Here is a 23,547-nt window from a genome sequence, read left to right on the forward strand (position 1 = left end):
CGGATCAATTTAACGACGAGAACGTTCCTCTCCATCATGACTGTCAGCGTCACATCTACCGAAGCCCATGAGGGGCAGGCCACCTCTGGTTTTTTGGCCCTGACGCTGGGAAGTATTGGCGTTGTTTTCGGCGATATCGGCACCTCGCCACTGTATGCGTTTCGCGAGGCCGTCACCCATGCCGCGAATGGTGCCCCGGTGTCGCGCGCCATCGTTCTGGGCGTGCTCTCGCTGATCCTGTGGTCGTTGTTCATCGTCGTGACCGCCAAATATGTGCTGCTGCTGTTGCGCGCCGACAACAACGGCGAGGGCGGCACGCTGTCACTGATGGCGCTAGGGCAGCGGGCATTGGGCCGGCGGAGCCTGCCGTTGCTGGCGCTCGGCGTCGTCGGCGCCTCGATGTTCATCGGCGATTCCATGATCACGCCGGCGATTTCGGTGTTGTCGGCGGTCGAAGGCCTTAAGCTGGTCACGCCTGCGCTCGAACATTATGTGGTGCCGCTGACGATCTTCATTCTGGTCGTGCTGTTCTCGGTGCAGAGCAGCGGCACCGCCCGCGTCGCCTCCGCCTTCGGGCCGGTCATGGTGGTCTGGTTCGCGACATTGGCGGTGATGGGCCTCGTCCACATCTCGGACGATCCCACTGTCATGGCAGCGATCAATCCCTGGCATGCGATCCATTTCATGCTTTCCCACGGCACCATCGGGCTGGTGACGATGGGCCTGGTGTTTCTGGCCGTGACCGGCGGCGAGGCGCTTTATGCCGACCTCGGCCATTTCGGACGCAAGCCGATCCAGGCCGGTTGGTTCTATCTCGTGATGCCGGCGCTCCTGATCAATTATTTCGGGCAGGGCGCGCTGGTGTTGTCCGATCCGGCGGCGATCGAAAATCCGTTCTACCGGCTGGTCCCTGAAATCCTCTTGCTGCCGCTGGTGGTGCTGGCGACCGCCGCGACCGTGATCGCGAGCCAGGCGGTGATCACAGGCGCCTTTTCGCTGATCCGCCAAGCCGTGCAGCTCGGCCTCTTGCCGCGCTTCGAGGTGCGATACACCTCGGAAACCCATGCTGGCCAGATTTATTTGCCGCGCGTCAACCGGCTGCTGCTGATCGGAGTCGTGCTGCTGGTGCTGTTGTTCCGCACCTCGAGCGGTCTGGCTTCGGCCTACGGCATCGCCGTTTCCACCACCATGGTGGTCGACGGCATCATGGGCTTCGTCGTGGTCTGGAAATTGTGGAACTGGCGCGCGGCGACCGCGGCGGCCGTGATCCTGCCTTTCGTCGTCGTCGACATGAGCTTCTTTGCCGCCAACCTCTTGAAGCTGTTCGAAGGCGCCTGGGTGCCGCTGCTGTTCGGCATTGCCGTGGCGGTGATGATCTGGACCTGGCGGCGGGGTGCGGCGATCCTGGTCGCCAAGACGCGGCGGATCGAGGTGCCATTGATGGACCTGATCAAGAGCCTGGAAAAACGGCCGCCCCATATCGTGAAGGGCACGGCGGTGTTTCTCACCTCGGATCCGAGCTTCGTACCGACCGCGCTGATGCACAATCTCAAGCACAACAAGGTGCTGCACGAACACAACGTGATCCTGACTATCGAGACCGCCCAGACGCCGCGCGTCGATCCCTCCGAGCGCGTCAAGATGGAAGCCATCAGCGAGAAGTTTTCGACCGTGCGGCTGCGGTTCGGCTTCATGGAATCGCCGAACGTGCCCAAGGCGCTGGTGATCGCGCGCAAACTCGGCTGGCAGTTCGACATCATGGCGACGTCGTTCTTCGTGTCGCGGCGTTCGTTGAAACCCTCGGCGCAGTCGGGCATGCCGCTATGGCAGGATCACCTGTTTATCGGCATGAGCCGGTCGGCGAATGACGCGACCGACTACTTCCAGATCCCGACGGGGCGTGTCGTGGAAGTTGGAACGCAGGTAACTATCTGATCAATCAACAAGACTTGGCCGACCGCTGGGTATTAGTCCATGCGCAAAGTGCATACCGGAGGCCTGAATTCAGCCGATCTGCTGGGCTCGTGCCGGGAGTATAGGCCTGCGATCCTGCATTTGTGCAGTGCGGTAGTTAGCCGAGGCAACCCCAATGTCATCTGAAAGTGCGGTCGCCGCGGCGGAAACGCCTGCGGCCAATGGGCATGGCGAAGCGCATTCCACCGCCGGCTTTAAAGCCCTGATGCTGGGCAGTATCGGTGTCGTCTATGGCGACATCGGCACCAGCCCACTCTACGCGCTGCGCGAGGCCGTCGTTGCCGCCAGCGGCGGTGCGACCGAGGCCACGCCGCAGGCCGTGCTTGGCGTGCTATCGCTGATTCTGTGGGCGCTGATCGTCGTGGTGACGCTGAAATATGTCGTGATCCTGCTGCGCGCTGACAATAACGGCGAGGGCGGAACGCTGGCGCTGATGGCGTTGGCGCAGCGTGCCGTCACCAGGGGCGGGGCTGCGATCGTGCTGCTCGGCATCATCTCCGGTGCGCTGTTCTATGGCGATGCGGTGATCACGCCGGCGCTGTCGGTGTTGTCGGCGATCGAAGGCATCAAGCTCGTCACCGTCACCTTCGAACATTATGTTGTGCCGCTGACGGTGATCATCCTAGTGGCGCTGTTTGCCGTGCAATCCCGCGGCACCGCCCGCGTCGCTGCGTTCTTCGGACCGGTCATGTGCGTCTGGTTTGCCGTCATCGCGATTGCGGCCATGCCGCAGATTGCGCGCCATCCCGAAGTGCTGCTGGCGCTCAACCCGTTCCATGCCGTCTCCTTCATGCTCCATCACGGCTTGATCGGCTTCATCACGCTGGGTGCGGTATTTCTGGCCGTCACCGGCGCGGAAGCGCTCTATGCCGACCTCGGCCATTTCGGCAAGCGGCCGATCCAGACCGCCTGGCTCATGATCGTGCTGCCGTCGCTGGCGGTGAACTATCTGGGGCAGGGCGCGCTGCTGATCGCCGATCCCAAGGCGATCGAGAATCCCTTCTTCCTGATGTTCCCGGACTGGGCGCTGATCCCGATGGTGGCGCTGGCGACCGCGGCGACCGTGATCGCGAGCCAGGCCGTCATTACCGGCGCCTATTCGCTGACGCGCCAGGCCATCCAACTCGGGCTGCTGCCGCGTTTCGAAATTCGTCATACGTCGGAAGCCCATTCCGGCCAGATCTATATCCCCCGCATCAACATGCTGCTGTTCATTGCGGTGATTCTGCTGGTGGTGTTGTTCCGCTCGTCAAGCGCGCTGGCCTCGGCCTACGGCATCTCCGTGACCGGGACCATGGTGGTCACGGCCATGATGGGCTTTGTCGTGATCTGGCGAGTCTGGAGGTGGTCGCCCTTCGCGGCGGCCGCCCTGATCGCGCCGTTTTTGTTCCTGGACATCACCTTCCTCGCGGCCAATCTGTTGAAGGTGTTCGAGGGCGGCTGGGTGCCCTTGGCGCTGGGTGGCATCGTGATGCTGTTGATGTACACGTGGCGCCGCGGCAGCCGGCTGCTGTTCGAGAAATCGCGCAAGCTGGAATTCCCGCTCGCCGATCTGGTGGCGATGCTGGAGAAGCGGCCGCCGCAGCGCGTCTCCGGCACCGCCGTGTTCCTGACCAGCGATCCCGACAGTGCGCCGACGGCGCTGATGCACAGCCTGAAGCACTACAAGGTGCTGCACGAGAAGAACGTCATTCTCACCATCGAAACCGCGCCGACGCCGCGGATCGATCCGGCCGAGCGGGTGCGCATGGAGCAGCTCAGCGAGACCTTCTCGCGGGTCACCTTGAAGTTCGGCTTCATGGAATCGCCCAACGTGCCGAAGACGCTGGCGATCGCCCGCAAGCTCGGCTGGCAGTTCGACATCATGTCGACGTCGTTCTTCCTGTCGCGGCGTGCGCTCAAGCCGGCTGCGCATTCGGGCATGCCGCGCTGGCAGGATTTGCTGTTCATCCGCCTCAGCCGCTCCGCCAATGACGCCACGGATTATTTCCAGATCCCGACGGGGCGGGTGGTGGAAGTGGGAACGCAGGTCACGATCTAGCGGCGTGAGCCCCCCAATTCCAATCGGCGCAGGCCAATCAAAGCCGAGCGGTCCTCAGCCAAGCAGCGATCGGTACAGGTCCAGATATCGATCGGCCATCCGCTCTACCGTAAAGCGCTCGGACACGGCTGCCCGGCATACCGCGCGATCGATTTCGCCGATGCGGCTGATCGCATTGACGGCTTCATCGACGTTGTTGACCAGGAAGCCGGTCACGCCATCGTCGATCAGTTCGGGCATCGATCCGCGGTTGCAGGCGATCACCGGCGTGCCGCAGGCGAGCGCTTCCACGACGGATAGTCCGAACGGCTCGTCGAAATTGATGAGATGGAGCAGGGCGCGTGCGGAGCCCAGGGCGTTGGTGCGGGCCGCTCCGCCCACCGGGCCGCGATAGATCACCGAACGCTCGTCCAGCGCGGGCACGACCTGCTTGTTATGATAGTCCTGATCCTGGACGATACCGGCCATGATCAGCCGCCGGCCCGCGCGACCTGCCGCCGCAATCGCCTCGGCCGCTCCCTTGTCCGGGTGGATGCGGCCGAAGAACAGCAAGTCTTCGCTGCCGTGCGGGTCGAAGGGAAAATCCTCCAGGCGGATACCGTGGTGGATTGTTGCAGCATAGCGCAGGTCCGGATGGCGATCGGCATCGCTGATCGCGACATAATGGACGCGATCCTCGTAGGCCTTGAAGGCAGGCAGGATGCGTTCCGAGGAGAAGCCGTGAATTGTCGTCACCACCGGTGTCTCCACCAGACGCGAGAATGCGAGCGGCACGAAATCGGCCTGATTGTGAATGAGGTCGAACTCACTCGCGCGCTCGAATACATGGGCGACGTGTAGCATCTCCCAAACCTTGGCGTCGATCGTGGGGTCCTCGGAATAGGGCGCCGGGCAGACACCGGCCAGTTTGCCGGCCGTCCGGCTATCCTGCGTGGCAAACAAGGTGACGTCGATGCCGCGCGCCACCAGCGCCTCGGTCAACAGGCTCGTCACCAACTCCCATGGACCATAATGGCGCGGCGGCGTGCGCCAGGAGATCGGAGCCAGCATGGCAATACGCACGCGATTGTCCTCCGTTGCTTTTCGTTAACTAGCCATCAGGATCAGGCCTTCGTCTGCGCGCAGCAGCACGGCGCCGTCTTCGGCCAGCGCTGCGTCGGCGACCGTGGATAACAGCACCCGGCAATCGCCCGCCCAGTCCGGCAGCTCCAGGCGCTGCGAATGTCCGCCGAGATTCAGGGCTACGATCAAGCGCCCGGCGCCGTGCCGACGCTGATAGGCGAGTACATCGCCTTCCGAATCCAGCAGCGCAAAGTCGCCGGTCGCCAACGCTGGATGCGCGCGCCTGACGGCTAGCAATCGGCGATAAAGCGCCAGGATCGAATGGGGCTCCTGCGCCATCCGCGCAACGTTGCGAGCAGGCCAGTCGGCATTGAGCGGCAGCCACGGCTTCGCGGTGGTGAAGCCGGCATTGTCGCTCCCATCCCACGGCATCGGCGTGCGGACCGGATCGCGGCCCAGGGCGAGGCCGGGCTCGCGCAGCTCGCGCGGATCTTGAATCTGGGCAGCCGGGATCGCAACATCGCTCAAGCCCAACTCGTCTCCGTAATAGAGGGTAGGGGTGCCGCGGAGGGTCAGCAGCAGCATCGCTGCGACGCGAGCCTGGGCCTGCCCACGCTTGGCCGCGACGCGCGGCCGGTCGTGGTTGCCGAGCACCCAATTCGGCCAGGCGCCCGGCGGAAGCGCCGCCTCATAGCTGGCGATCAGCGTTGCGAGGGAGCGCGCCTGCCATGGTGCATCGATGAGCTGGAAGTTCAAGGGCAGGTGCACCCCGGCCCGTTCGCGGCCGTAATAGTGCAGCAGCCGATCGACCGGCAGGTAGATCTCGCCGATCAGCACGCGTTCGCTCCGTCCACCGGCCGCGTAACGATCGGCGACGGCGCGCATGTCGGCGGCGATCGCGTGCACCTCGGGCTGGTCGGTCGAATGGAGCTGGAGCACGCGGTGCATATCGCCCATCGCCTGCTGATAGGTAGGGTTTGGCGGATTGTCGGGGAAGTCAGCCGCCTTGACCAGGTGCCACAGCACGTCGATGCGGAGGCCGTCCACGCCCCGGTCGAACCAGAAGCGCATCACGTCGTACATCGCGGTTTGCACGGCCGGATTGCGCCAATTGAGGTCCGGCTGCTCCTTCAGGAAGGCGTGGTAGTAATATTGGCTGGTAGCCTCGTCCCACTGCCATGCCGCGCCCCCGAAATCGCTGATCCAGTTGTTGGGCGGCCCGCCTTCGGGGGCAGGATCGCGCCAGATGTACCAATTCCGCTTCGGATTATCGCGCGAGGCGCGGCTCTCGGCGAACCAGGGATGCCGGTCCGACGTGTGGTTGGGCACGAAGTCGAGCAGAATCTTCAGCCCGCGGGCATGGGCTTGGGCAAGCAGACTGTCAAAATCGGCGAGCGCGCCGAAGCGCGAATCGACGTCGCAATAGTCTGCGACGTCATAGCCGAAATCAGCCATCGGCGAGGGGTAGATCGGCGAGATCCAGATCGCGTCGACGCCAAGGCTGGTGAGATAGTCGAGCCGCCGCTCGATCCCCTTGAGATCGCCGATGCCGTCGGCGTTGGTATCTTGAAAGGACCGCGGATAGATCTGGTAGATCACACCCGCCTGCCACCAGGGAATTCCGAAAGAGGCCGCCAACCGAGGCGGCCTTATTGCGGCGGTTGCAGGCCGGGAGACGAAAGCCACGCATTCAGATGGGAAGCGGTTACTTCCCGGCGAGCTTTTCTGATCCTGGCGTCGCGCAGCGGACCCGGCGGCAGTTCATTCGCCTCGTCCTTGAGGCGCGCCGCCTCCGGCATCAGACGGTCTTGCAACGGTGCTTCGGGTTGGTTGCGCGGGATGCGGGGCATGCTGGCTCTCCGAAACGGGCGGGAGCACAACACTCTCAGTCACCGATGGAAGCCGAAGGCGGGGCGGTGATGGGAGGAGTAGATGCCCTTTATGTTCGGTTGCCAACTTAAGAAACTTTAACGCGCCGAACCCTTTGTCCACGGACTTGGGCGACTGGCGCCGGCCGAAATAGGCCGCCAATGCAGACAGCGCCCCCAAGCCGAATAATGCCTGGTGGCGCTGTGTTGAATCCGGACAGTGAAATCCCCCGGCAATTATCCGTCTGCGGAGGGCACAATAAGGTTCAACGGGAAGGTTGGACGGGCGGAAGCAATTGAGGCGGCCTTTCCCGTCGATCTCTCGGAGCTTCTGCTCCTGTCTTGCCACCTGCTCAAGCGTGCGGCACATCCGGGCATGCCGCGCTGGCAGGATCTGGCGTTCGTCGGCCTCAGCCGCTCCGCCAACGACTATTTCCAGATTCCGACCGGGCGAGTCGTGGAAGCAAATCACGATCTAGGGGCGTGATCCCCACAAAAATTCCGCCTAGATTGTCGCAGGGCGGCAACAGCTTGACTGTTTCTCGTGGGGAACAGAACATCTGACTCCACAGCCATCCCGGATTGGATCAGTCTGTTGGAAGCTAAGGGGGACGGCGGGTTGAGGATTGCCCGGCTGGGCCGCCGCGCGCAGGGCGCGAATGCCTGCAGCAAATTGTGTGGGACTGTGTTCGAAGGCCGGGCTAAAGCCTTGAATTGCAAAGATTTCGATGCAATGGTCCGGATATTGTAAGGAGTAGCGCAAATGAGTTTCGTCGGCGCGAACGACCAACCTGACCCTGTCAGTCCGCAGGATCCGCTGTACTACGCACCGCGCTCGGCGCGCGGCATGGCAGAGCCCCGATCTAACGCGCCACTGCAGACGCGCTCGGTCGATTTGCCTCCCCATGCCTCTTCGTCTCGTTTTGATGAGATGCGCGAGGAAGCCTTCGCGAAATTCGCTCGCCCGCTGGAGTCCCAGTTCGCTTACGAGGGCCGTCGATCACGCGGACTGCTCGCCACTGTGGGTGCAATTACCGTAGCGATCGGTGCCATCGTGATCTTGGCGCTGGTTGTGTTAAACGTTTCTCCAAAATCGAAAAGCGATCCCTCCGAACTCGCCGTTTCCATTTCGACGCCTGCGTCGGCCACGCCGGCCCCGGCGGCGTCCGAAGACTCCCGGGCACTGCTTGAAGGATTCAAGCAGTTTCAAAAGGTACAAGGAAGCGAATCCCCGGCCATTTCCGAACCCGCCCCCGCTGCAACGGCCAAGGAAGCGCCTGAAAAATCCCAGGCTCTGCTTGATAAGTTCATGCAGTGGGAGCAGCGGAAATAGCGTTACGAACAGCAGAGGCGGGCCGCTTATTGAGAGCCGTCAACGGCGGCTTGCTTGACTAAACGGTTACCGCCGTCCCGCCTTCTCACTTCCGAAAAAGTGCCAACACGTTAAATCACGAGATCGGCTGCCGACTGAGGCGGCTTACTCCTCTAGATGCGAGTGCTCGAGGAAAAAACGCAGCATTTCCCTTGTTGCGTCCGGTCCTCGCGGATCGGTGTAGGAGCCCGCGGGGCTGCCTCCGGACCATGCGTGTCCGGCCCCGTGGATATTCCAGTGCTCCAATATTCCCCGTCCATGCGCATCGCTCAGGATCGTTCTTGTATAGGCATGCCCTCCGGGGACTTGCCCGCGATGCACCTTCTTTTGTGTCCTCGTCGCTCCCAGAGACTGTTCAAGAATCTGATCGCCGTTGTTTGGATGCACGGTCGTGTCGCGATCGCCGTGAAAGATAATGGTCGGGACAGGTGGCCGGTCACCTGAAATGACCTTGGGATTGGGCCCGCCTTGTCGCATCGCGACAAGCGCAGAGGGAAGGTCGGTGGCGACCCCGCACGCGAGGCCGGAATGGATGCCGATGGCCGCGTACAGATCGTTGTACGTTGCTCCCATGATTGCCGCAGCCGCCGCTCCCGCCGACAGCCCGCCAACGTAGACGCGCTTTCGATCGACCAAATAGTCATCCATGATTTGTCGCGTGATGCCTGCGATAAGCGAGGGTTCGCCTCTGCCGCGCTGCTGGTCTGCGGTGCGAAACCAGTTCCAGCATTTCGCCTGATTTGCCCGGCTGGGCTGAGCCGGATAGGCCACGAAGCAATGATGCTCTTCCGCGAGTAGGTTCATCCTCGTGCCGGCGGCGAAATCATCCGGCGACTGGGTACAGCCGTGAAGCATCACCACCAAGGGAAGCGGCTGCTGCCGATAGCCGCTCGGGATGAAGAGCCGGTAGGCGCGGCTTCCCGCAGGGCTGCTGTACGTGCCTTCGATGAACCGGGCGCCTTCCGGTACGATGTCCGGCGTGGAGCGCGGGGCGCGCTTCATCACATCTCGCAGTCCGATCCCGGAGCGCGCTTCCTTGCGATCCGGCAACGTGCGGCGCATGCGCGGTTGTGCGGTGGTGGCCGGCTCCGATTGCGGAGGACGATCCGTCTCCTCAACAACATTGGCCCTCACGTCAATGATGAGCGGTCCTGCAAGCGCTGCGCGACCGCCGGTATCCGCCGGCGCGTCCGGCGTAGGCTCGCCACGAAGCATGCGCTGAAGCAGCGCGGTGGCCTCCACGAGCTGACCCGCGCGCGTGAGGCGTGTCGCCTCCCGAATGATGTCCTGGTTCAGCATCGCCTTCACCTTGTTCTGTCGGAGAGAGCGGCCTTGACCGCCGGACTGGCATGCAGCGCGCCGAGCACCGAGACGGAGGCAATGGTGGCGCGGGCCAACTCGGGCGTGACGTCCTGGGAGATGCTGGCAAGGCCCAGCACATTGATGTGCAGCATCTCACCGGCGCGCTGCGCCGCCTCGAGATCCTCGCGGCTGTAGTTTCGCAGTCCGAGGTCCAGACTTTTTCGCGCCGTTGATTGCTTGACGACGTCGGCGTGACGTTCGAGCTGGTTCCGGATCGCCGTCCGGATGAAATCGGTACGGTTCGAGTAGAACCCCTCCTGGACCATGAGATCGACGTGACCAAGGTCGACATAACCAAGATTGACCGTGATTTTTTCTGTTTCGGGCGGCTTGGGTCGAAATTCCCGGACATTGTTCGCCACGGCCGTACCATCCTTACGCCATCTATATGGATGGTATATGGATGTTTTGGAAGGGCATTCAAGGGTGCTCGCTGGGAAGCGCGGATCTTGTTTCCGGCACCACAGTGAGAAGCGTTTTCGAGCGAGACGGGGCAGGGGCGGGAACGGCTTCGCTATCCGCGGATCACGGCATTGGCCTTCTCGGCGGCGTTGGTCATCGCAATCTTTGCCGGTTTCGCGCCGGAGACCACTTCGTTCACGCCGATCATGAAGGCGTCGAGGATCGGTCTCGAATGGGAATGGAAAAGGATCGCCTTGGCGCGCTCGACATCGGCATTCTGCAAGTTGGTCAGCGCGGCCTCCGCGGCTTGTGCGCCGAACGCCTTCTTGAAGCCCTCGCTCGACCAGGCCGACACGCGTGTCGTCGCCAGCCCCGCCGCGGCGGTGCGCATCGAGGTCGGCTTGCTGGTCGCCCACAGCAGAAACAGGAAAGCCGCCCGCTTGTTTCGTGACTTCGAATTGATGCACGCCTGCCAGTGCGACATGAAGGGTACGGAGGTGCGGCCGGCGACATGTGGAAAGGCAGCAAACACGGCCTTGTCGGTGACGTGGCTTTTTGCCGGATTGGAGATGTCGGTCGCGAAATTGCTGCTGTCGATCGCTATCGCCGTCCGGCGCTGCAGGAAATCGTCCAGCACATGGTACCATTCGTAGCCGCTCACGCCGCGGGGGCCGGCCTGACGGAGCAACTGGCCGTACATCTCGATGGCCGCGATCGCCTCGGGGCTTGCGAATGCGGCCTTGTTGTCGCTGATCATCGCCCCGCCATAGGAGAACAGGAAGCTCATGGCCGGCACGGACGAATTGCCGCCGGCCTGGGCCCGCATGGCTATCCCGGACATCTCATCGGTCTTGATCGCATTCGCGGTCACCAGCAGTTCTTCGAAGGTCTGGGGAACTGGAAGGTGCCTGGCTGCCAGCGCCTCGCCGTTGATGAACAAGGTCACCGCCTCCGATGTGATCGGGACGGCGTAGCGTTCGCCGTTCCGCCACAACGGAAAGGCCCGGGCTGTCTTGAGAATGTCGTTCTCGTCATACCAGCCGGGATCGCTCAGCGACTTGTCGGAGTAATAGGCGTTCAGCGGCTCGAGCCATCCTCCCGAGATACCCTGTCCATAGGTCGTGAACATGAAGACGTCGGGTGTGTTGTCGCCACGGTTGAGCTGGACCGCGAGCGCGCCGAGATACGTGGTCTCCAGCCGGAAGTCGGTAATGACGCTGATACCGGTGAGCTTGGTGAAATCCCACAAAAGCGGAGTGATCGCGTTCGACCAGGGATGGATCGCACCCGCGAGCGTGATCGTCTGTCCCGCAAATTGTTTCCAATCGATCGCAGCGTTGGCATAGCCCGCGGCGAGGTCCTCTGCGAAACCCCGCCGCGGCAGCATGGCAAGGGCCGGCAAGGCCACCCCCGCTGCGCCCAATCCCTTGACGAAGCTGCGCCGGCTGGCCGCCCCTGGACTGTTCGGCAACTTTTCATTTGGAGCCATGTGGTCGCTCCTGCCGGGGTATCCGCCTTCGCAACACGCGGGCGAGCCCTAACCGTGGCGTTCTGGCCCCCTTGCGAGGGGAGTAAGGGGCCGGTGTAATCTGCGCGGTTGAGCGTGCCGGTTCCCGTTTTACCTATGCGGACCGTGGCTGCATTTCCATTATACTAGCGATGCTCTGCGTCGGCATCAGAAAACAATCGCGCACGCGAGCATCGAAGACCTGGGCCATGTCAGTCACTCTGAGCCAGTCCTCCCGATGGTTTGCGCGTCCGCTTGCGCTGGTGATCGCAGTGCTTCTAACCGTGGTTGCCGGGAGCGGGTTTCTCGGCCTCCGATATTGGCAGGAGCGACAAGCGGCAAATCTTGCGCACGAGCGCAGCCGCCAGGTGCTCGAGACGCTGGATCGGCTGAAAACGATCATCGCCGACGTGGAAGCCCAAAGGCGCGGCTACCTGCTGACTCTCGACCCCTCATATCTCAAGGCCTACGGCGTCTCCGACGAAAGCGTGCGGCGGGACGCGCAGGCGCTCCAGGCTCTGGTGGCGGGCGATCCATTGCAGAACCATCGTGCCGGGCATCTGGCGCTGACCGTTGCAGCAAAGCTGCGCGAGATCGATGACATCGTCAAAACCGCCCAAACCAGCTCCGGGCCCGCAGCGCTGGCGATGATCCGCAGCCTGGACGAGATAAGATCGCAGATCGACCAGATGGTGGACCACGAGCGCTTCCTGCTCGTGGATCAGGAGAGGGGCGCCGAAGCACTCGAACATCGCAAGGCGTGGCTGATTGCGACGGCAGTCATCATTGTCGCAGTCCTGGCGGTGGTGGCGTTCGCGCTCGCGCGGCTCGAAGCGATCCGGCGGCGCAAGGCGATCGCGGAGAACGTCGCGCTCCACAGCGATCTCCTGACGCGTGACAAGAAGATCCGGCGCCTGGTCGACGCCAACATCGTCGGCATCATCATCTGGGAAGTCGAGGGGCGCATTCTTGAGGCGAATGACGAGTTTCTCCGCATGGTGGGATACGACCGGGAGGATCTCATCGCCGGGCGCCTGCACCGGACAACGCTGACGCCACCGGAATGGCGCGACCGCGACGAGCACACCGTGGCAGAGCTCAAGCGGATCGGGACTGCCCAACCATTCGAGAAAGAGTATTTGCGGAAAGACGGGAGCCGCGTGCCGGTGCTGATCGGTGGGACGATGTTCGGGGAAAGTACAAGTCAGGGTGTTGGCTTTGTGCTCGATCTGACCGAGCGCAAGCGGGCGGTAGAAGCGCTGCGGCAGAGCGAGGAGCGCTTTCGCACCCTCGTGCAGTTCTCCTTCGACGTGTACTGGGAGACCGATGCGCAACATCGCTTTACTCACCAGGAGTTCGCGGCGAGCCTTGTCGACGCGCCGGCGCTGGGCTCCGAGATCGGCAAGAGGCGCTGGGAGGTGCCTTACCTGGAGCCCGACGAAGAGGCCTGGCGCAAGCACCGGGAGACGCTCGATGCCAAGTTGCCATTTCGTGATTTTGAGCTCGCGCGGCCTGCTCCCGACGGCAGCAAGCGTTACGTGTCCGTCTCCGGGCTGCCGGTGTTCGACGAGACGGGACGCTTCACAGGCTACCGCGGCGTCGGGCGGCACATCACCGAACGCAGGCAGGCCGAGGAAGCCTTGCGGGCCATGCAGGCGGAACTCGCGCACGTCAATCGCGTCACCACGATGGGGGAGATGTCGGCCTCGATCGCCCATGAGGTCAACCAGCCCATCGCCGCGACAGTAACCAACGCCCAGGCCGCCCTGCGCTGGCTGCGCGCCCAACCGCCCGATCTCGACGAGGTTCGCGCCTCCCTCAACCGTATTGTCGAGGACGGCAAGCGCGCCGGCAACGTCATCAGCGGGATCCGGACCCTCGTCAACAAGTTGCCACCGCGGAAGGATCGGTTCGACCTCAATGAAGCCGTCCTCGAAATGGTCGCGCTGACCCGAAGCGAAGTGCTCAATCATGGCATCTTGCTGCAGACCGAGCTCGCACCGGGATTGCCCGGGGTGGATGGCGATCGCACGCAACTGCAGCAGGTGATCCTGAACCTGATCCTCAATGCCGTTGAAGCCATGGGCAGCATCGCCGAGGGGACGCGCGAGCTGTGGATCAACACCGAGAGGGAGGCCGCCGGCGGCGTGCTCGTCACGGTACGTGATTCCGGCCCGGGCCTGGACGCTGCGGATACCGAGAGCGTTTTTACGGCCTTCTACACCACGAAGCCCGAGGGCATGGGCATGGGCCTCGCCATCTGCCGGTCGATGGTCGAGGCGCACGGGGGAAGGATGTGGGCGAGCGCGAATGAACCTCGGGGCGCCGTCTTTCAATTTACCCTGCCGCTGGAACGAGACGCGAGCATTCCAGCCCGGCACGTCCGGCCCAATCCGGCCGCGTGAGATGGCAGCTTGCGAAAAAGCAAAATGAGATCCGTTCCTGCCCTACACCCCAGGCACCGATGCAGCGTATGCCTGAGCCGCTAGTGAGCTCCTTCACAGAGCTTGTGCGTCAAATGCGTTAGACAGCAAAGCGGAACCTGATCGGAAACAGCAGGTGGAACGCGAGCTGTCGGCATTGGAAAAGCAAGCTGCCGACGCACTGCGCCGGGCAAGAAGGTTGCCGATCGGGGCGGCCCGCAATGACTTGCGGCAGCTTGCCCTGGGGCTTCTCTGGCTGCATCGGAACGGCATGGACGCGCTCATGAAACAGCGGCCGATGTCGCAGTTGCCTGCAGACGATGCCGAGAGCGTCAGTCGCTGACGTTGCCGGCAGGCCCGAGCAGCCAACGTCATACTTTGTTCAAGAACGGTGTGCTAAATGGGGATCTGATCGTCATGGCCGGATGTACGCCATGGCTTTCAGGCCCCGGCTTTACGCCGGGGTTTTTCGTTGCACCTTGCTTGCTAGGCGCTCCTTCCCGGCGGGAGGACGACGACGATCGCACCCGGCTTCACCCGGTTCACGAGATCGATGACGTCTTCGTTGAGCATGCGGATGCAGCCCGACGAGATGGCCTGACCGATATATTCCGGCTGGTTGGTGCCGTGGATGCGGTACAGCGTGTCCTTGTTGCCCTCGTAGAGGTAGAGCGCCCGCGCGCCGAGCGGATTGGCCGGACCTCCGGCCACGCGCTTGGGGTAGGGGCCGAGCCGCGCCTGGATCTCCGCCGTCGGAATCCAGTCGGGCCATTCGGCGACTTTGCCAACGGTCGCGACGCCGGACCAGGCCTGCGCCTCCTCGCCCACCGTCACGCCGTAGCGGATCGCCTTGCCTTCCGGCAGTACGTAATAGAGATATTTCGAATTGGTATCGACCAGGATCGTGCCCGGCTGCTCCCTGCGCGTGTAGTCGACAATATGCCGGCGATACGTCTCCGGAATGCTCGCCTGCGCATAGGGCGGGTGGGCGAGCAACTGCCGGTCCCTTGGGGTCAAACTGGCATTCGATGACGGCGCAAGCGTCGTTTGCATGCAGCCGCCGAGCAGCCCGACCAATCCTATAAGTGAAAACGCTATTCCGGATCTTGGCATTGCAAGTCCCCCCGAAGCGCTACATCGGTCCATTTGCTGCTCAAATAGTGCAGAAATAAAGGCATCGATGGAAAGAACCCGACGATAGCGTGGTCGCCCCAGCGGCTGAGCTTGGCCCTGCGGGAATCGCGTGGGCTGTCGCAGGCGCCTCGACCCGTTCGCGGCTAATGGATTGGTGCGGAAAACCAGAGTTTGAGCTTGAGGCCCGGCGCGTTATCGAGCATTTCGATTCGCGCGCCGTGAAGATGGGCGACGGCCGCGACCAGGCTGAGCCCCAGACCGTTTCCCGGCGTGTAGCGGCTGTGTTCGAGCCGGTAAAAGCGCTTGAAAACCTGCTCGTATTCGCGGGCGGGAATTCCGGGCCCGTCATCGGCGATCGAGAGGACCGGATTGCCATCGATATTTTCGTTCGCGACCACGACTTGCCCCCCGGCGCGGCCATGCTTGATCGCATTGTCGACGAGATTGGCGATGGCATCGAAGATCAGGTCGCGATCGCCGGTCACGAGCGCTTCGCGATCGCCGACGACGGTGAGGCGGGTGCCCACCTGTTCGGCCGCGGCATCGTACAGTTCCACAACCTCGCCGGCGATTTCCGCCATGTTCACGGTGCGGAACGCGCCCTTTCGTGCCTGGGTCTCGATGTGCGCTATCCGCGTGAGCGACGAGAATATCCGCAACACGGCATCGAGGTCGGCGATCGTGTCGCCGATCAGCGCCTGGTCGTCCTCGCCGGTGCGCTGGCCGTGATAGGCCTTCTCCAGCCGTCCGCGCATGCGCGTCAGCGGCGTGCGGAGGTCGTGCGCGACATTGTCGCTCACCTGCTTGACCTCTCCCATCAATGTTTCGATGCGGTTCAGCATCTGGTTAAGGTTCTCCGCGACGCGGTCCCATTCGTCATGGGTGCCGCGGAGCGGGATGCGCTGATCCAGGCCGCTCTGCATGATGGCCCGGCTGGTGGCGTTGATCGCTTCAATCCGCCCCACTGTGCGGCGCGTCACGAGGATGCTCGCGACCCCCGCAAGCACGAATATCAGTACAATGCCCGAGATCACGGCCGTCTTGATCTGGTCGGCAAAGCCGTCGAGCTCGCTGATATCCCTTCCGACCAGCAGACGATCGCGGCTCGGAAATGTACCGAGCATGGCCCGCAGCAGCGGCCGGGTTGTCGCATGGGAGTGCGGCTCCTGCGCGCGAAACTCTATCCATCCTTCGGATGCCGTGGCCGTCGATGGCCATATCTTGAGATTGCCGGCCAGCGTGACCAGGGAAGGATCGGCCAGGATATACACGCTGTCTGCAAAACTACTGTCGGCGATGCGTTCCTGGATCAAGGCGATCAGCCCATCGCGCCCCGACCGTTCGTAGGCGCTCTTCAGGCTCAAATACTCGGTCACGATAGCGCGATCCGATCGGCTGCGCACATAGGCGGAGGTCGACAGGTAGACGTAGCTGAAAATGGCCGACACGATCACGCCGAAGGTCCCGATCGCAATCAGCGCCAGCCTGAACGTCGATGACGTTAAGGTCTTAGCCAGGAGCACGGAGACAATACCCTGTGCCGCGAACCGTATGGATCAGCGGATAAGCCTGCTGGCCGTCGACCTTGCGACGCACGCGCCCGACATAGACGTCGATGATATTCGTGGAGGGATCGAAATGAAGGTCCCAGACGTGCTGCAGCAACATGGCCCTGGATACGACGCGGCCTTCGTTGCGAACCAGATATTCGAGCAGCTGAAACTCCCGGGGAAAAAGCACAATATCCTTGCCACGCCGGCTGGCGGTCCGTGACATCAGGTCGAGTGCGAGATCGCCGACACGCAAGATGGTCTCCTTGACAATGGTGTCACTGCGTCGGGCAAGCGCCTCGACCCTCGCAAGAAGTTCGACGAACGAAAAAGGTTTGACCAGATAGTCATCGCCTCCGGCACGCAAGCCGCGCACCCGATCGTCGACTTCTCCGAGTGCACTGACGATCAGGACGGGTGCGGCGATGCCATCGTCACGGAACCGGCGCATGACGGCAATGCCGTCGATGTCAGGCAGCATGCGGTCGATCGTGATGACGGCATAGCCGCCGGCGGCGCCGCGACTCAGCGCTTCGTTACCGCTGGTGGCCAAATCCACCTGGTAACCGCTGGTCTTGAGCGATTCCACGAGTTGGTCGGCGGTTTCCGGGTCATCCTCAACGACCAGAATGCGCCGATGACCTCCCGTCATGGTCTTCCGTCTCCGAACGACTGCCCAGGCAGCTGGAGACTTGCTCATGTAATCTGAAGGGTACGTGAACAAGGTGACGGTCGCCACCCACGGGGACCGGATCCCTTTGTCGGGACCATGCGCCGGTGGCGACCATCACCATGTCTGGATCCTTGCGCACGGACGGCACGGACGCGCTGGGACCCGGACTCAAGAGATCAATATGGCAACGGCATTGTCTCAATCGCGAGCATCAGTAGTAGCCGTAGGCGCCACAGACGTTGACCCATCGAAGTCCGTATGGCGTCCACGTCCTGCGCCAGCAGCCGTCGTAGGCGGCATAGGCGTAGGGCACACCAACACCAATGAACGCAAAGCGATGGTGGCGGTGATGGAAGAATCGGCCGTGATGGGCAAATCCGGCATGCGCAAAACGCGGACCCGCGAAGCGGCTACCTGCGAATCCGACCCGGCTGCCTCCGAATGCGACGCGGCTGCCTGCGAAACCCATGCCGCCGCCACGCATCCCGCCGCCCATGCCACCAAAATGCATTCCGCCTCCACCTCCATGCATGCCTCCACCTCCATGCATGCCGCCACCACCATGACCGCCACCACCGCCGCCATGGCCGCCACCGCCGCCGCGAGCGAGCACGGGCGACGCAAGCGCAAGCGCCGCAACCATCGCACCCGCGGTGAGGCATTTAAGAAGCTTGTTGTTCATCCCAACCTCCGTGTCGAATTGCAGCGACCGATACGGTCGCACAAAAGAAGACAATCAGCAGACCCAAATGATCAAGTGATTTCAAATGAATAATGCGACAGTTTCTGACACGGAAGTTAGTTTCGCCATGCATTGGCGACCGCGCCAATCGTCGCGCAACGATGGATGCGCAGCACTTCGCCAAGTTGCGTGGTACGACGCTCGAGCTTGGTGATGGCCTCGTCGGTCGAGATCGCGCGCGGACCGGACATGGCGTCGGCACCGCGAAAGTCTGGCGTAACCTGCCGCGAACCGGATCAGGCGCGTGCCGTTCAATCCAGGTGCGCCGCTTCCCAATCTTTTGCGGCCTTCACCATCTCTTCGAAAGCAGCGCCGCTTTCGAGCAGCGCACGTTTGAGCGCGGGCTCGAGCGGCTGTTCGGCGCCGGTATCGTCGAGCGGCATCCTGTCCTCACGCACCGCCTTCATCAACCGGGCAATCTCGCCTGCCGCATGGGCCGGTGTGTGCATCAGCACCAGCCGGCGCATCGGCATCGGGTTGTTCGGCACGTGACAATTATCGCATTGCCCGTCGCGCATGCGCAGCGCCAGCTTCCTGTAGGTGGCGTCGAGCTCTGCCAGATAGGGATTGTCTTGCCGGAACAAGCCGTCGAACAGCGTCACGCGCGGCTGGATGCGTCCCTCCTTGTCCATCCACATCCATTTGCCATCGAACTTGGGCCATATCGGCTGCGTGGAGGCCACAGGGCTGCCGCTGCCCCGCTCGGTAAATTGTCCGATGACGATCTTCGCGGTCTTTGGATTGACCCAGAGCAGAACCGAATTGGCGGCCTGATAAACACCCCATTTTGCCTCCTGGTGCCAGAACGGGTACGGAAACTGCCCGGGTGGCAACAGGTTGCGGAATCCTGCGCGCAGACGGATCAGGTACAATCGCTCGCGCTCGACATACTCGGTGCTGTACTCGCCGCTGTACATGAACAGCGAGAGGTAGAGGCCGGTAATCACATCGGGCGCAAACTGCGTGAGATTGGTGTCCTTGAGGGCTGCCCCGGCGTCCTGATTCCGGCGGCCCCACAGGAGCCTTGGCGCGAGGCTGCGCCGCAGCGCGGAGTCGCCGAACAGGCTGCGCCGGCATCGATCGAAGGCTGCCTGGTCTGCGGGCGATGCAGGCGGACAGGTTTGCTGCAATTCGAGTGCGACCTCGGAGGCCATCCGAGCGATCTGGTCCGCAAGGTCGGGCAGATCGTCGTCGATGTCAGCGGCGTCAGCGGCAAGGAAGGCGGCGAGCAGCAGCGCGCCGCCGGTTACCAGGCGCCTTGAGATGGCGCCGAACACGGGCCTACCGCGCAGGCTTGATGTAATTTGCCACGAGGTGATCGGCGACCTTGCGACCCATCGCGTCTCCGGCCTCCAGCGAATTGCGGAAGTGAATGCCGCCCCAGATGCGCACCTCTTCGTGCTCCCGGGCCATCTGCGCAAAGCTATCGAATTTGCGTGAAAGGCGTGCGTCGGAGGCGTCGGTCGCGATGACGCCTTGCGTCCCGCTGCCGAAAACAGCTTCCAGAACGCCTCGCGCCGCACCCGCGTTGATCCCCGCCTGCGACGGGTATTCCGGATGCATCGGCGTGGTGTTCAGAGGCTGCCAGCCTGCGTCGCGTTCGGTTGCATCGTTGCCGTCCTGGTCGCCGTTGCGGATCGCGGTGATCGGCCGCCAAAAATTGTACTGGAACTTGGCGTCCCAATCGACGACGTAGCAATTGGCGAGAGCCATGGACATCAGTGCGAACACCCGCGCGCTTTCTGGCACGGAGAGGCCGTGGCGAGCGGAAGCCTGCGTGGCGGCCTGGAACCATGAGGGCGCCAGGTTGGCCTGTGTCCAGAAGCGCACGGCGTCGGACTGTGCGTCGGTCCGCTTCGTGCTTTTCAATCCGCCCATTTCCCGGGTTTCGTTGTAATCGCGCGCGTAAAGCGCACTGTTGAGGGCAGGGGGCGGAGCCGGGCGGAACTGACTCGCGCTCTCCATGCCCCACGGCTTTGCCGTCGCATATTGAGGGAACAGCGGCGGCGTGGTCGGCACCCATACGCCAGGCGTGGTGAGCGGGCGGTACGTGTCGGGCATGTTTGTCGCGTCGCTCTGACGTTCGGCGTAAATCGCGCCCGCGACTTTTTCGCCCAAATCAATACCCGCAACCCGTGCGGGGTTGTCCGGAACGGCTTTCATCGTCTCGGCGAAAGCGGCATCGATCCGCTCTTTCTGGCCGGGATACTGGCGCATGAGTATTTCGCGGGCCGCGGTAGCGGCCGCAGCCTCGGCCGAGGCGCTCGGGTCACTTGGAAGTTCCGGCATGTAACGCGAATATCGGTTCTGCACCGAGTTGACCGCGTCGGACATCGACACGTTCACCAGGGCCATGCTGCGCGTCCAGGGATTACCGGTCACGTTGACCGCCTTCATCACGTCCATGGCGGTGTTGTTCCAGTCGGCGATGACGTCGGCGCGGACCGGTGTATTGGCGGAGATCAGAGCCAGGCCGACGATTGCAGCTTTCAGTACGTTCATCGTTGCCTCCTTCGAAAAGTTGGATTCCGAACGACTGCCAATGTGGGTGTGGATGTACCTCCGTAAGCATGTTGTCGTGCACGCAACCGCGCCCGCGCCTCGTTACGCGAACGCGCCAGCCAACCACCAAGGGTCGATTGCAATTTTCGCCAAGCCCGACTGCGGCGGTGCTTGGCGAAGGCGGACCCTATTGCTCAGGCGTATCCGTTTTCGAAGCTGACATCGCGGACCAGCGCTCGTCAAAACTCGCGGTCGGGGCGTTCGCGTCAACTGGGATGCCCTTCAACGCAGTCGTTCCGGCGGAGACGACAATGCCGTCGGTCGAAGGCGCGTGCGTTCTTACGTTTGCGGCAGTTGCGGCAACGGCGAGCAGAGCGATGGTAACGAACCCGGTAATCGTTCGATGCTTCGTCATAAGGACCTCCTACGGTGGTCCCCCCATAGTGTGGGTCATGGGAATTTTGCGAAGGTTCAAGGCGGTGCGACAATTACGGATCGCGCGAATTCACAGATTCGAGAACGACGCTGTTCCAAATTCGGATTGCTGCTCAGACCGGGTTCGGGGCGATTTCGGCGATATCGGCATTCTGCGTGTTTCGTGGCCATTCTCAGGGATCGCGGCCATCAAGGCAATTTCGGCTGCTGCCCTGGGTTTGCTCCTGATCAAGTTCAACAGCGTTGCGGCCGCAATCAGCACCAGGATGCCACCGAGGCTGAGCGCGATCTGCATCGCGAACCCATCCGAGATGTCGACCAGCGCCATGTGGCTGGCGAGCACCAGTAGAACGCCCAGGCAATAAATCGGTAGCGAGTTCTCGCCACAACGGATCGCGCAGCGCATTGCCGGCGCCGTCAACCCTCGCCAATCGCGGGGCACGAGCCATACCGCCAAAATCGCAAGGGCAAAGAAATGCAGTAGTCGCAAGGGATCGAGATTTGATTTGTCCAGCGGATAAAGCAGCTTCGCCAGCGTCTGCGGGACGAGCGCTTCCAGTGGCTTGATGTTGCAGCTCAATGCGATGATCAGGCTAAAAACCAGATAGAGAACGGCGAGTACAAGCGCCGTGCGCGAGGTTACCCACGGCCAGAATCTCTTCCCCTCGATGACCCACCAGGCGCCAAACACAATCAGAAGCTGCCAGGCCAGCGGATTGAAGAACCAGACGTTGTTCGGCCAAGCCGGGACAGTCCAGCCGAAGACGTGCACAAGCACATAAAGCAATAGCGAAGCGCCAAGCGTTGCGTTTGGCACTCGCAGCAGCAGCCACAGCAGCGGCGTGAACAAAAGGTGATAAAGCACGAAAATCGGCAAGACGTCGGTGTTGACGGGACGGTATTGCAGGATCGCGGCGTGCGCGAGCGCCGCGCCAGGATGTTCCAGCAGAATGCGCGTATTGCTGTGGTCGGCAAGATGGTCGCGGCCTGCGAGGTAAACCATGATGGCGCAAGCGAGTGTGACTAGCAGAAATGCGGCATAAATGTCCCAGCTTCGCCGCAGCGAACGGCCGATCACTGCGCTCCAGCCCTCGCACCGACGTGCCCTGCCGTAGGCCAGCGCGCAGGTTACGCCCGAGATAAACACGAACACTTCCGCGGTATCGCTGAAGCCGTAGTTCCGCAGTGTCAGCCAGCTTCCGACGTTGTTGGGGATGTGGTCCAGAAAGAGGAACCATAGTGCGATGCCACGGCAGGCATCGAGGCGCAGGTCGCGGCCAAGTCCTTTTAACTCCGGCGATGGCTCGCCTATCAATGGCTTCGGAGTGTTGGTTCGATCGTGCATTGGTTGCCCGGTCCGTCGTGCAAGCACGCGTCAAGAGGGGCCGTCCTCGATAAAGAAGCAACGCCGCGGCCTTGCTGGAAGGTGACAACGCCGCGGACACTATCCGTCGATGCGTTGTAACAAAATGCCCTTTACGCGAGTGTTTGCGGCGAGCTAAGCGTAAACGATGATTGCTCGGTGACTCTATTCCGGTTGCCCGACGGCTAATGTGATCTGCTTCGCACTAGTATGATTACCTTACTTTGAAAGCGCGCTTAGCTGGCGCACAATCTAAGCCTGTGAACGTCGCGTATGAGTCAACCTCTGATATCAACTTACGCGGTTATCGATTCCGCATCTCTCAATGGCGGACATTGGCTTGGCAGATCCGTTTGACGCGAGGTAACTGTCGAGCGACGTGCAAGGACGCGAGAAGTCACTATGACATTCAACGACGACGGATCTTTGAACTCGCGCCTCGGATGATTTATTCGCGATTGACCAAAAAGCGGCCCGCCGAAGCGGGCCGTTTGAACGTTCTTAGCGAAGTGAGCCGCCGTAAAGCTGCCGTTCCTTGCGAACTTCCTCAGCACCATAGGGCTTGCTCGCGGGATCGAACGACTTCCACCCGGCCTTTCGCCAGGCAGCACTGCGGTCACGCAGGTTGATGGCAGACTCGTTCAATACTGAATCGAGGCGGGAGCGGTCCGCATCGGAAACGCGTGCCGACACCAGCGTGCCTCCACGACGGACCCCTTCGGCGTAGGACTGCGCATCCTCGTCCGAAACGCCGGCCTCCGTAAGTGCTCCGACAATACCGCCGGTCGCTGCGCCTGCGGCGGCACCAACTGCCGTCGCGGCCAGCCAGCCGGCGGCGACAACCGGACCGAGGCCGGGGATCGCCAGCAAACCGAGCCCGGCAAGAAGGCCGGCAGTGCCGCCTACACCTGCGCCGATGCCGGCGCCTTTCCCGGCACCTTCGGCGCGATCGTCGACGCCATCGCGGTCGCGATCCACCTTCTTGTCGGTGTTGAACCAGCTGTCTGAATTATTGGCGACCAAGCTGATGTCCGAGTGCGGCACGCCCGCGGATTCGAGGCGCCGAACAGCCTGCTGCGCGTTATTGTGGTTGTCGTAAAGACGAGAAATTGTAACAGTCATGCTAAACCTTCCTTA

At 62.4% G+C, this 23,547-nt stretch carries 22 protein-coding genes; 7 read left to right on the top strand and 15 right to left on the bottom strand.

Annotation, left to right across the window (positions count from 1 at the left end; genetic code table 11):
• Nucleotides 1–36: 36 nt before the first annotated feature.
• Both ACPPVP_RS18585 and ACPPVP_RS18590 read left to right on the top strand, forming a co-directional pair.
• Nucleotides 37–1,935, top strand: a complete 1,899-nt coding sequence (locus tag ACPPVP_RS18585) for a potassium transporter Kup (RefSeq protein WP_426536817.1) — start codon at nt 37–39, stop codon at nt 1,933–1,935.
• Between the two features lie 154 nt (nt 1,936–2,089).
• Nucleotides 2,090–4,015, top strand: coding sequence for a potassium transporter Kup (locus tag ACPPVP_RS18590; RefSeq protein WP_426536819.1), 1,926 nt, complete (start codon nt 2,090–2,092; stop codon nt 4,013–4,015).
• A 54-nt stretch (nt 4,016–4,069) separates the two neighbouring features.
• Here the strand turns inward: ACPPVP_RS18590 and ACPPVP_RS18595 are convergent, their stop codons facing one another.
• The 3 genes from ACPPVP_RS18595 to ACPPVP_RS18605 are packed head-to-tail and all read right to left on the bottom strand — an operon-like array spanning nt 4,070 to nt 6,927.
• The gene (locus ACPPVP_RS18595; RefSeq protein WP_426536821.1) at nt 4,070–5,077 is read right to left on the bottom strand and encodes a glycosyltransferase family 4 protein; all 1,008 of its coding nucleotides are present in this window, start codon (nt 5,075–5,077) and stop codon (nt 4,070–4,072) included.
• Between the two features lie 24 nt (nt 5,078–5,101).
• The gene (locus ACPPVP_RS18600) at nt 5,102–6,715 is read right to left on the bottom strand and encodes an alpha-amylase family glycosyl hydrolase (RefSeq protein ID WP_426536823.1); all 1,614 of its coding nucleotides are present in this window, start codon (nt 6,713–6,715) and stop codon (nt 5,102–5,104) included.
• An 11-nt stretch (nt 6,716–6,726) separates the two neighbouring features.
• A complete protein-coding gene (locus ACPPVP_RS18605; RefSeq protein WP_426536825.1) occupies nt 6,727–6,927 on the bottom strand; it encodes a hypothetical protein in 201 nt (66 codons plus the stop codon).
• Between the two features lie 238 nt (nt 6,928–7,165).
• Between ACPPVP_RS18605 and ACPPVP_RS18610 the strand changes: the two genes are divergently transcribed.
• Nucleotides 7,166–7,432, top strand: a complete 267-nt coding sequence (locus ACPPVP_RS18610) for a hypothetical protein (RefSeq protein WP_426538457.1) — start codon at nt 7,166–7,168, stop codon at nt 7,430–7,432.
• A 276-nt stretch (nt 7,433–7,708) separates the two neighbouring features.
• On the top strand, nt 7,709–8,278 hold the full coding sequence (locus ACPPVP_RS18615) for a hypothetical protein (protein ID WP_426536827.1): 570 nt from the start codon (nt 7,709–7,711) through the stop codon (nt 8,276–8,278).
• Nucleotides 8,279–8,422: 144 nt separating this feature from the next.
• Here the strand turns inward: ACPPVP_RS18615 and ACPPVP_RS18620 are convergent, their stop codons facing one another.
• The 3 genes from ACPPVP_RS18620 to ACPPVP_RS18630 form a co-directional block, all read right to left on the bottom strand.
• Entirely contained in the window at nt 8,423–9,616 is a 1,194-nt protein-coding gene (locus ACPPVP_RS18620) for an extracellular catalytic domain type 1 short-chain-length polyhydroxyalkanoate depolymerase (RefSeq protein WP_426536829.1), read from the bottom strand.
• Nucleotides 9,617–9,621: 5 nt separating this feature from the next.
• Nucleotides 9,622–10,041: a CopG family transcriptional regulator gene (locus ACPPVP_RS18625; protein ID WP_426536831.1), complete on the bottom strand. Its 420-nt coding sequence runs from the start codon at nt 10,039–10,041 to the stop codon at nt 9,622–9,624.
• A gap of 152 nt (nt 10,042–10,193) precedes the next feature.
• A complete protein-coding gene (locus tag ACPPVP_RS18630; protein WP_426536833.1) occupies nt 10,194–11,570 on the bottom strand; it encodes an ABC transporter substrate-binding protein in 1,377 nt (458 codons plus the stop codon).
• 227 nt (nt 11,571–11,797) lie between these two features.
• On the opposite strand from ACPPVP_RS18630, the gene ACPPVP_RS18635 reads away from it, so the two are divergent.
• Nucleotides 11,798–13,993, top strand: coding sequence for an ATP-binding protein (locus ACPPVP_RS18635; RefSeq protein ID WP_426536835.1), 2,196 nt, complete (start codon nt 11,798–11,800; stop codon nt 13,991–13,993).
• 154 nt (nt 13,994–14,147) lie between these two features.
• On the top strand, nt 14,148–14,354 hold the full coding sequence (locus ACPPVP_RS18640) for a hypothetical protein (RefSeq protein ID WP_426536837.1): 207 nt from the start codon (nt 14,148–14,150) through the stop codon (nt 14,352–14,354).
• A 143-nt stretch (nt 14,355–14,497) separates the two neighbouring features.
• On the opposite strand, the gene ACPPVP_RS18645 is transcribed toward ACPPVP_RS18640, so the two are convergent.
• From ACPPVP_RS18645 to ACPPVP_RS18655, 3 genes are all read right to left on the bottom strand, one after another.
• Entirely contained in the window at nt 14,498–15,124 is a 627-nt protein-coding gene (locus ACPPVP_RS18645) for a L,D-transpeptidase (RefSeq protein ID WP_426536839.1), read from the bottom strand.
• A gap of 164 nt (nt 15,125–15,288) precedes the next feature.
• Nucleotides 15,289–16,668, bottom strand: coding sequence for a sensor histidine kinase (locus tag ACPPVP_RS18650; RefSeq protein ID WP_426536841.1), 1,380 nt, complete (start codon nt 16,666–16,668; stop codon nt 15,289–15,291).
• Nucleotides 16,655–17,347 (bottom strand): response regulator transcription factor, encoded by a 693-nt coding sequence (locus ACPPVP_RS18655; protein WP_426537929.1) that lies wholly within the window; start codon nt 17,345–17,347, stop codon nt 16,655–16,657. The genes ACPPVP_RS18650 and ACPPVP_RS18655 overlap by 14 nt, the downstream gene beginning before the upstream one ends.
• 358 nt (nt 17,348–17,705) lie before the next feature.
• Between ACPPVP_RS18655 and ACPPVP_RS18660 the strand changes: the two genes are divergently transcribed.
• On the top strand, nt 17,706–18,143 hold the full coding sequence (locus ACPPVP_RS18660; RefSeq protein ID WP_426536842.1) for a hypothetical protein: 438 nt from the start codon (nt 17,706–17,708) through the stop codon (nt 18,141–18,143).
• Nucleotides 18,144–18,166: 23 nt separating this feature from the next.
• Here the strand turns inward: ACPPVP_RS18660 and ACPPVP_RS18665 are convergent, their stop codons facing one another.
• The 6 genes from ACPPVP_RS18665 to ACPPVP_RS18690 all read right to left on the bottom strand — a co-directional run bounded on the left by ACPPVP_RS18665 (nt 18,167) and on the right by ACPPVP_RS18690 (nt 23,532).
• The gene (locus ACPPVP_RS18665) at nt 18,167–18,301 is read right to left on the bottom strand and encodes a hypothetical protein (RefSeq protein ID WP_426536844.1); all 135 of its coding nucleotides are present in this window, start codon (nt 18,299–18,301) and stop codon (nt 18,167–18,169) included.
• Between the two features lie 60 nt (nt 18,302–18,361).
• A complete protein-coding gene (locus tag ACPPVP_RS18670) occupies nt 18,362–19,387 on the bottom strand; it encodes a hypothetical protein (protein ID WP_426536846.1) in 1,026 nt (341 codons plus the stop codon).
• Nucleotides 19,388–19,391: 4 nt separating this feature from the next.
• Entirely contained in the window at nt 19,392–20,612 is a 1,221-nt protein-coding gene (locus ACPPVP_RS18675; RefSeq protein ID WP_426536848.1) for a vanadium-dependent haloperoxidase, read from the bottom strand.
• Nucleotides 20,613–20,799: 187 nt separating this feature from the next.
• Nucleotides 20,800–21,027, bottom strand: a complete 228-nt coding sequence (locus tag ACPPVP_RS18680; protein ID WP_426536850.1) for a hypothetical protein — start codon at nt 21,025–21,027, stop codon at nt 20,800–20,802.
• 90 nt (nt 21,028–21,117) lie between these two features.
• Complete coding sequence (locus ACPPVP_RS18685; RefSeq protein WP_426536852.1) at nt 21,118–22,392, bottom strand: OpgC domain-containing protein; 1,275 nt, start codon at nt 22,390–22,392, stop codon at nt 21,118–21,120.
• Between the two features lie 519 nt (nt 22,393–22,911).
• On the bottom strand, nt 22,912–23,532 hold the full coding sequence (locus tag ACPPVP_RS18690; RefSeq protein ID WP_426536854.1) for a hypothetical protein: 621 nt from the start codon (nt 23,530–23,532) through the stop codon (nt 22,912–22,914).
• Between the last annotated feature and the right edge of the window lie 15 nt (nt 23,533–23,547).

The sequence above is a fragment of the Bradyrhizobium sp. McL0615 genome (assembly GCF_049993905.1).
Classification (GTDB): Bacteria; Pseudomonadota; Alphaproteobacteria; order Rhizobiales; family Xanthobacteraceae; genus Bradyrhizobium.

Excerpts from the sequence above, each read along its gene's own strand:
- ACPPVP_RS18585 (WP_426536817.1), top strand. The coding sequence starts at position 37 with ATGACTGTCAGCGTCACATCTACCGAAGCCCATGAGGGGCAGGCCACC.
- ACPPVP_RS18590 (WP_426536819.1), top strand. The coding sequence starts at position 2,090 with ATGTCATCTGAAAGTGCGGTCGCCGCGGCGGAAACGCCTGCGGCCAAT.
- ACPPVP_RS18605 (WP_426536825.1), bottom strand. The coding sequence starts at position 6,927 with ATGCCCCGCATCCCGCGCAACCAACCCGAAGCACCGTTGCAAGACCGT.
- ACPPVP_RS18615 (WP_426536827.1), top strand. The coding sequence starts at position 7,709 with ATGAGTTTCGTCGGCGCGAACGACCAACCTGACCCTGTCAGTCCGCAG.
- ACPPVP_RS18620 (WP_426536829.1), bottom strand. The coding sequence starts at position 9,616 with ATGCTGAACCAGGACATCATTCGGGAGGCGACACGCCTCACGCGCGCG.
- ACPPVP_RS18630 (WP_426536833.1), bottom strand. The coding sequence starts at position 11,570 with ATGGCTCCAAATGAAAAGTTGCCGAACAGTCCAGGGGCGGCCAGCCGG.
- ACPPVP_RS18635 (WP_426536835.1), top strand. The coding sequence starts at position 11,798 with ATGTCAGTCACTCTGAGCCAGTCCTCCCGATGGTTTGCGCGTCCGCTT.
- ACPPVP_RS18645 (WP_426536839.1), bottom strand. The coding sequence starts at position 15,124 with ATGCCAAGATCCGGAATAGCGTTTTCACTTATAGGATTGGTCGGGCTG.
- ACPPVP_RS18655 (WP_426537929.1), bottom strand. The coding sequence starts at position 17,347 with ATGACGGGAGGTCATCGGCGCATTCTGGTCGTTGAGGATGACCCGGAA.
- ACPPVP_RS18660 (WP_426536842.1), top strand. The coding sequence starts at position 17,706 with ATGGTGGCGGTGATGGAAGAATCGGCCGTGATGGGCAAATCCGGCATG.
- ACPPVP_RS18665 (WP_426536844.1), bottom strand. The coding sequence starts at position 18,301 with ATGTCCGGTCCGCGCGCGATCTCGACCGACGAGGCCATCACCAAGCTC.
- ACPPVP_RS18675 (WP_426536848.1), bottom strand. The coding sequence starts at position 20,612 with ATGAACGTACTGAAAGCTGCAATCGTCGGCCTGGCTCTGATCTCCGCC.
- ACPPVP_RS18680 (WP_426536850.1), bottom strand. The coding sequence starts at position 21,027 with ATGACGAAGCATCGAACGATTACCGGGTTCGTTACCATCGCTCTGCTC.
- ACPPVP_RS18685 (WP_426536852.1), bottom strand. The coding sequence starts at position 22,392 with ATGCACGATCGAACCAACACTCCGAAGCCATTGATAGGCGAGCCATCG.
- ACPPVP_RS18690 (WP_426536854.1), bottom strand. The coding sequence starts at position 23,532 with ATGACTGTTACAATTTCTCGTCTTTACGACAACCACAATAACGCGCAG.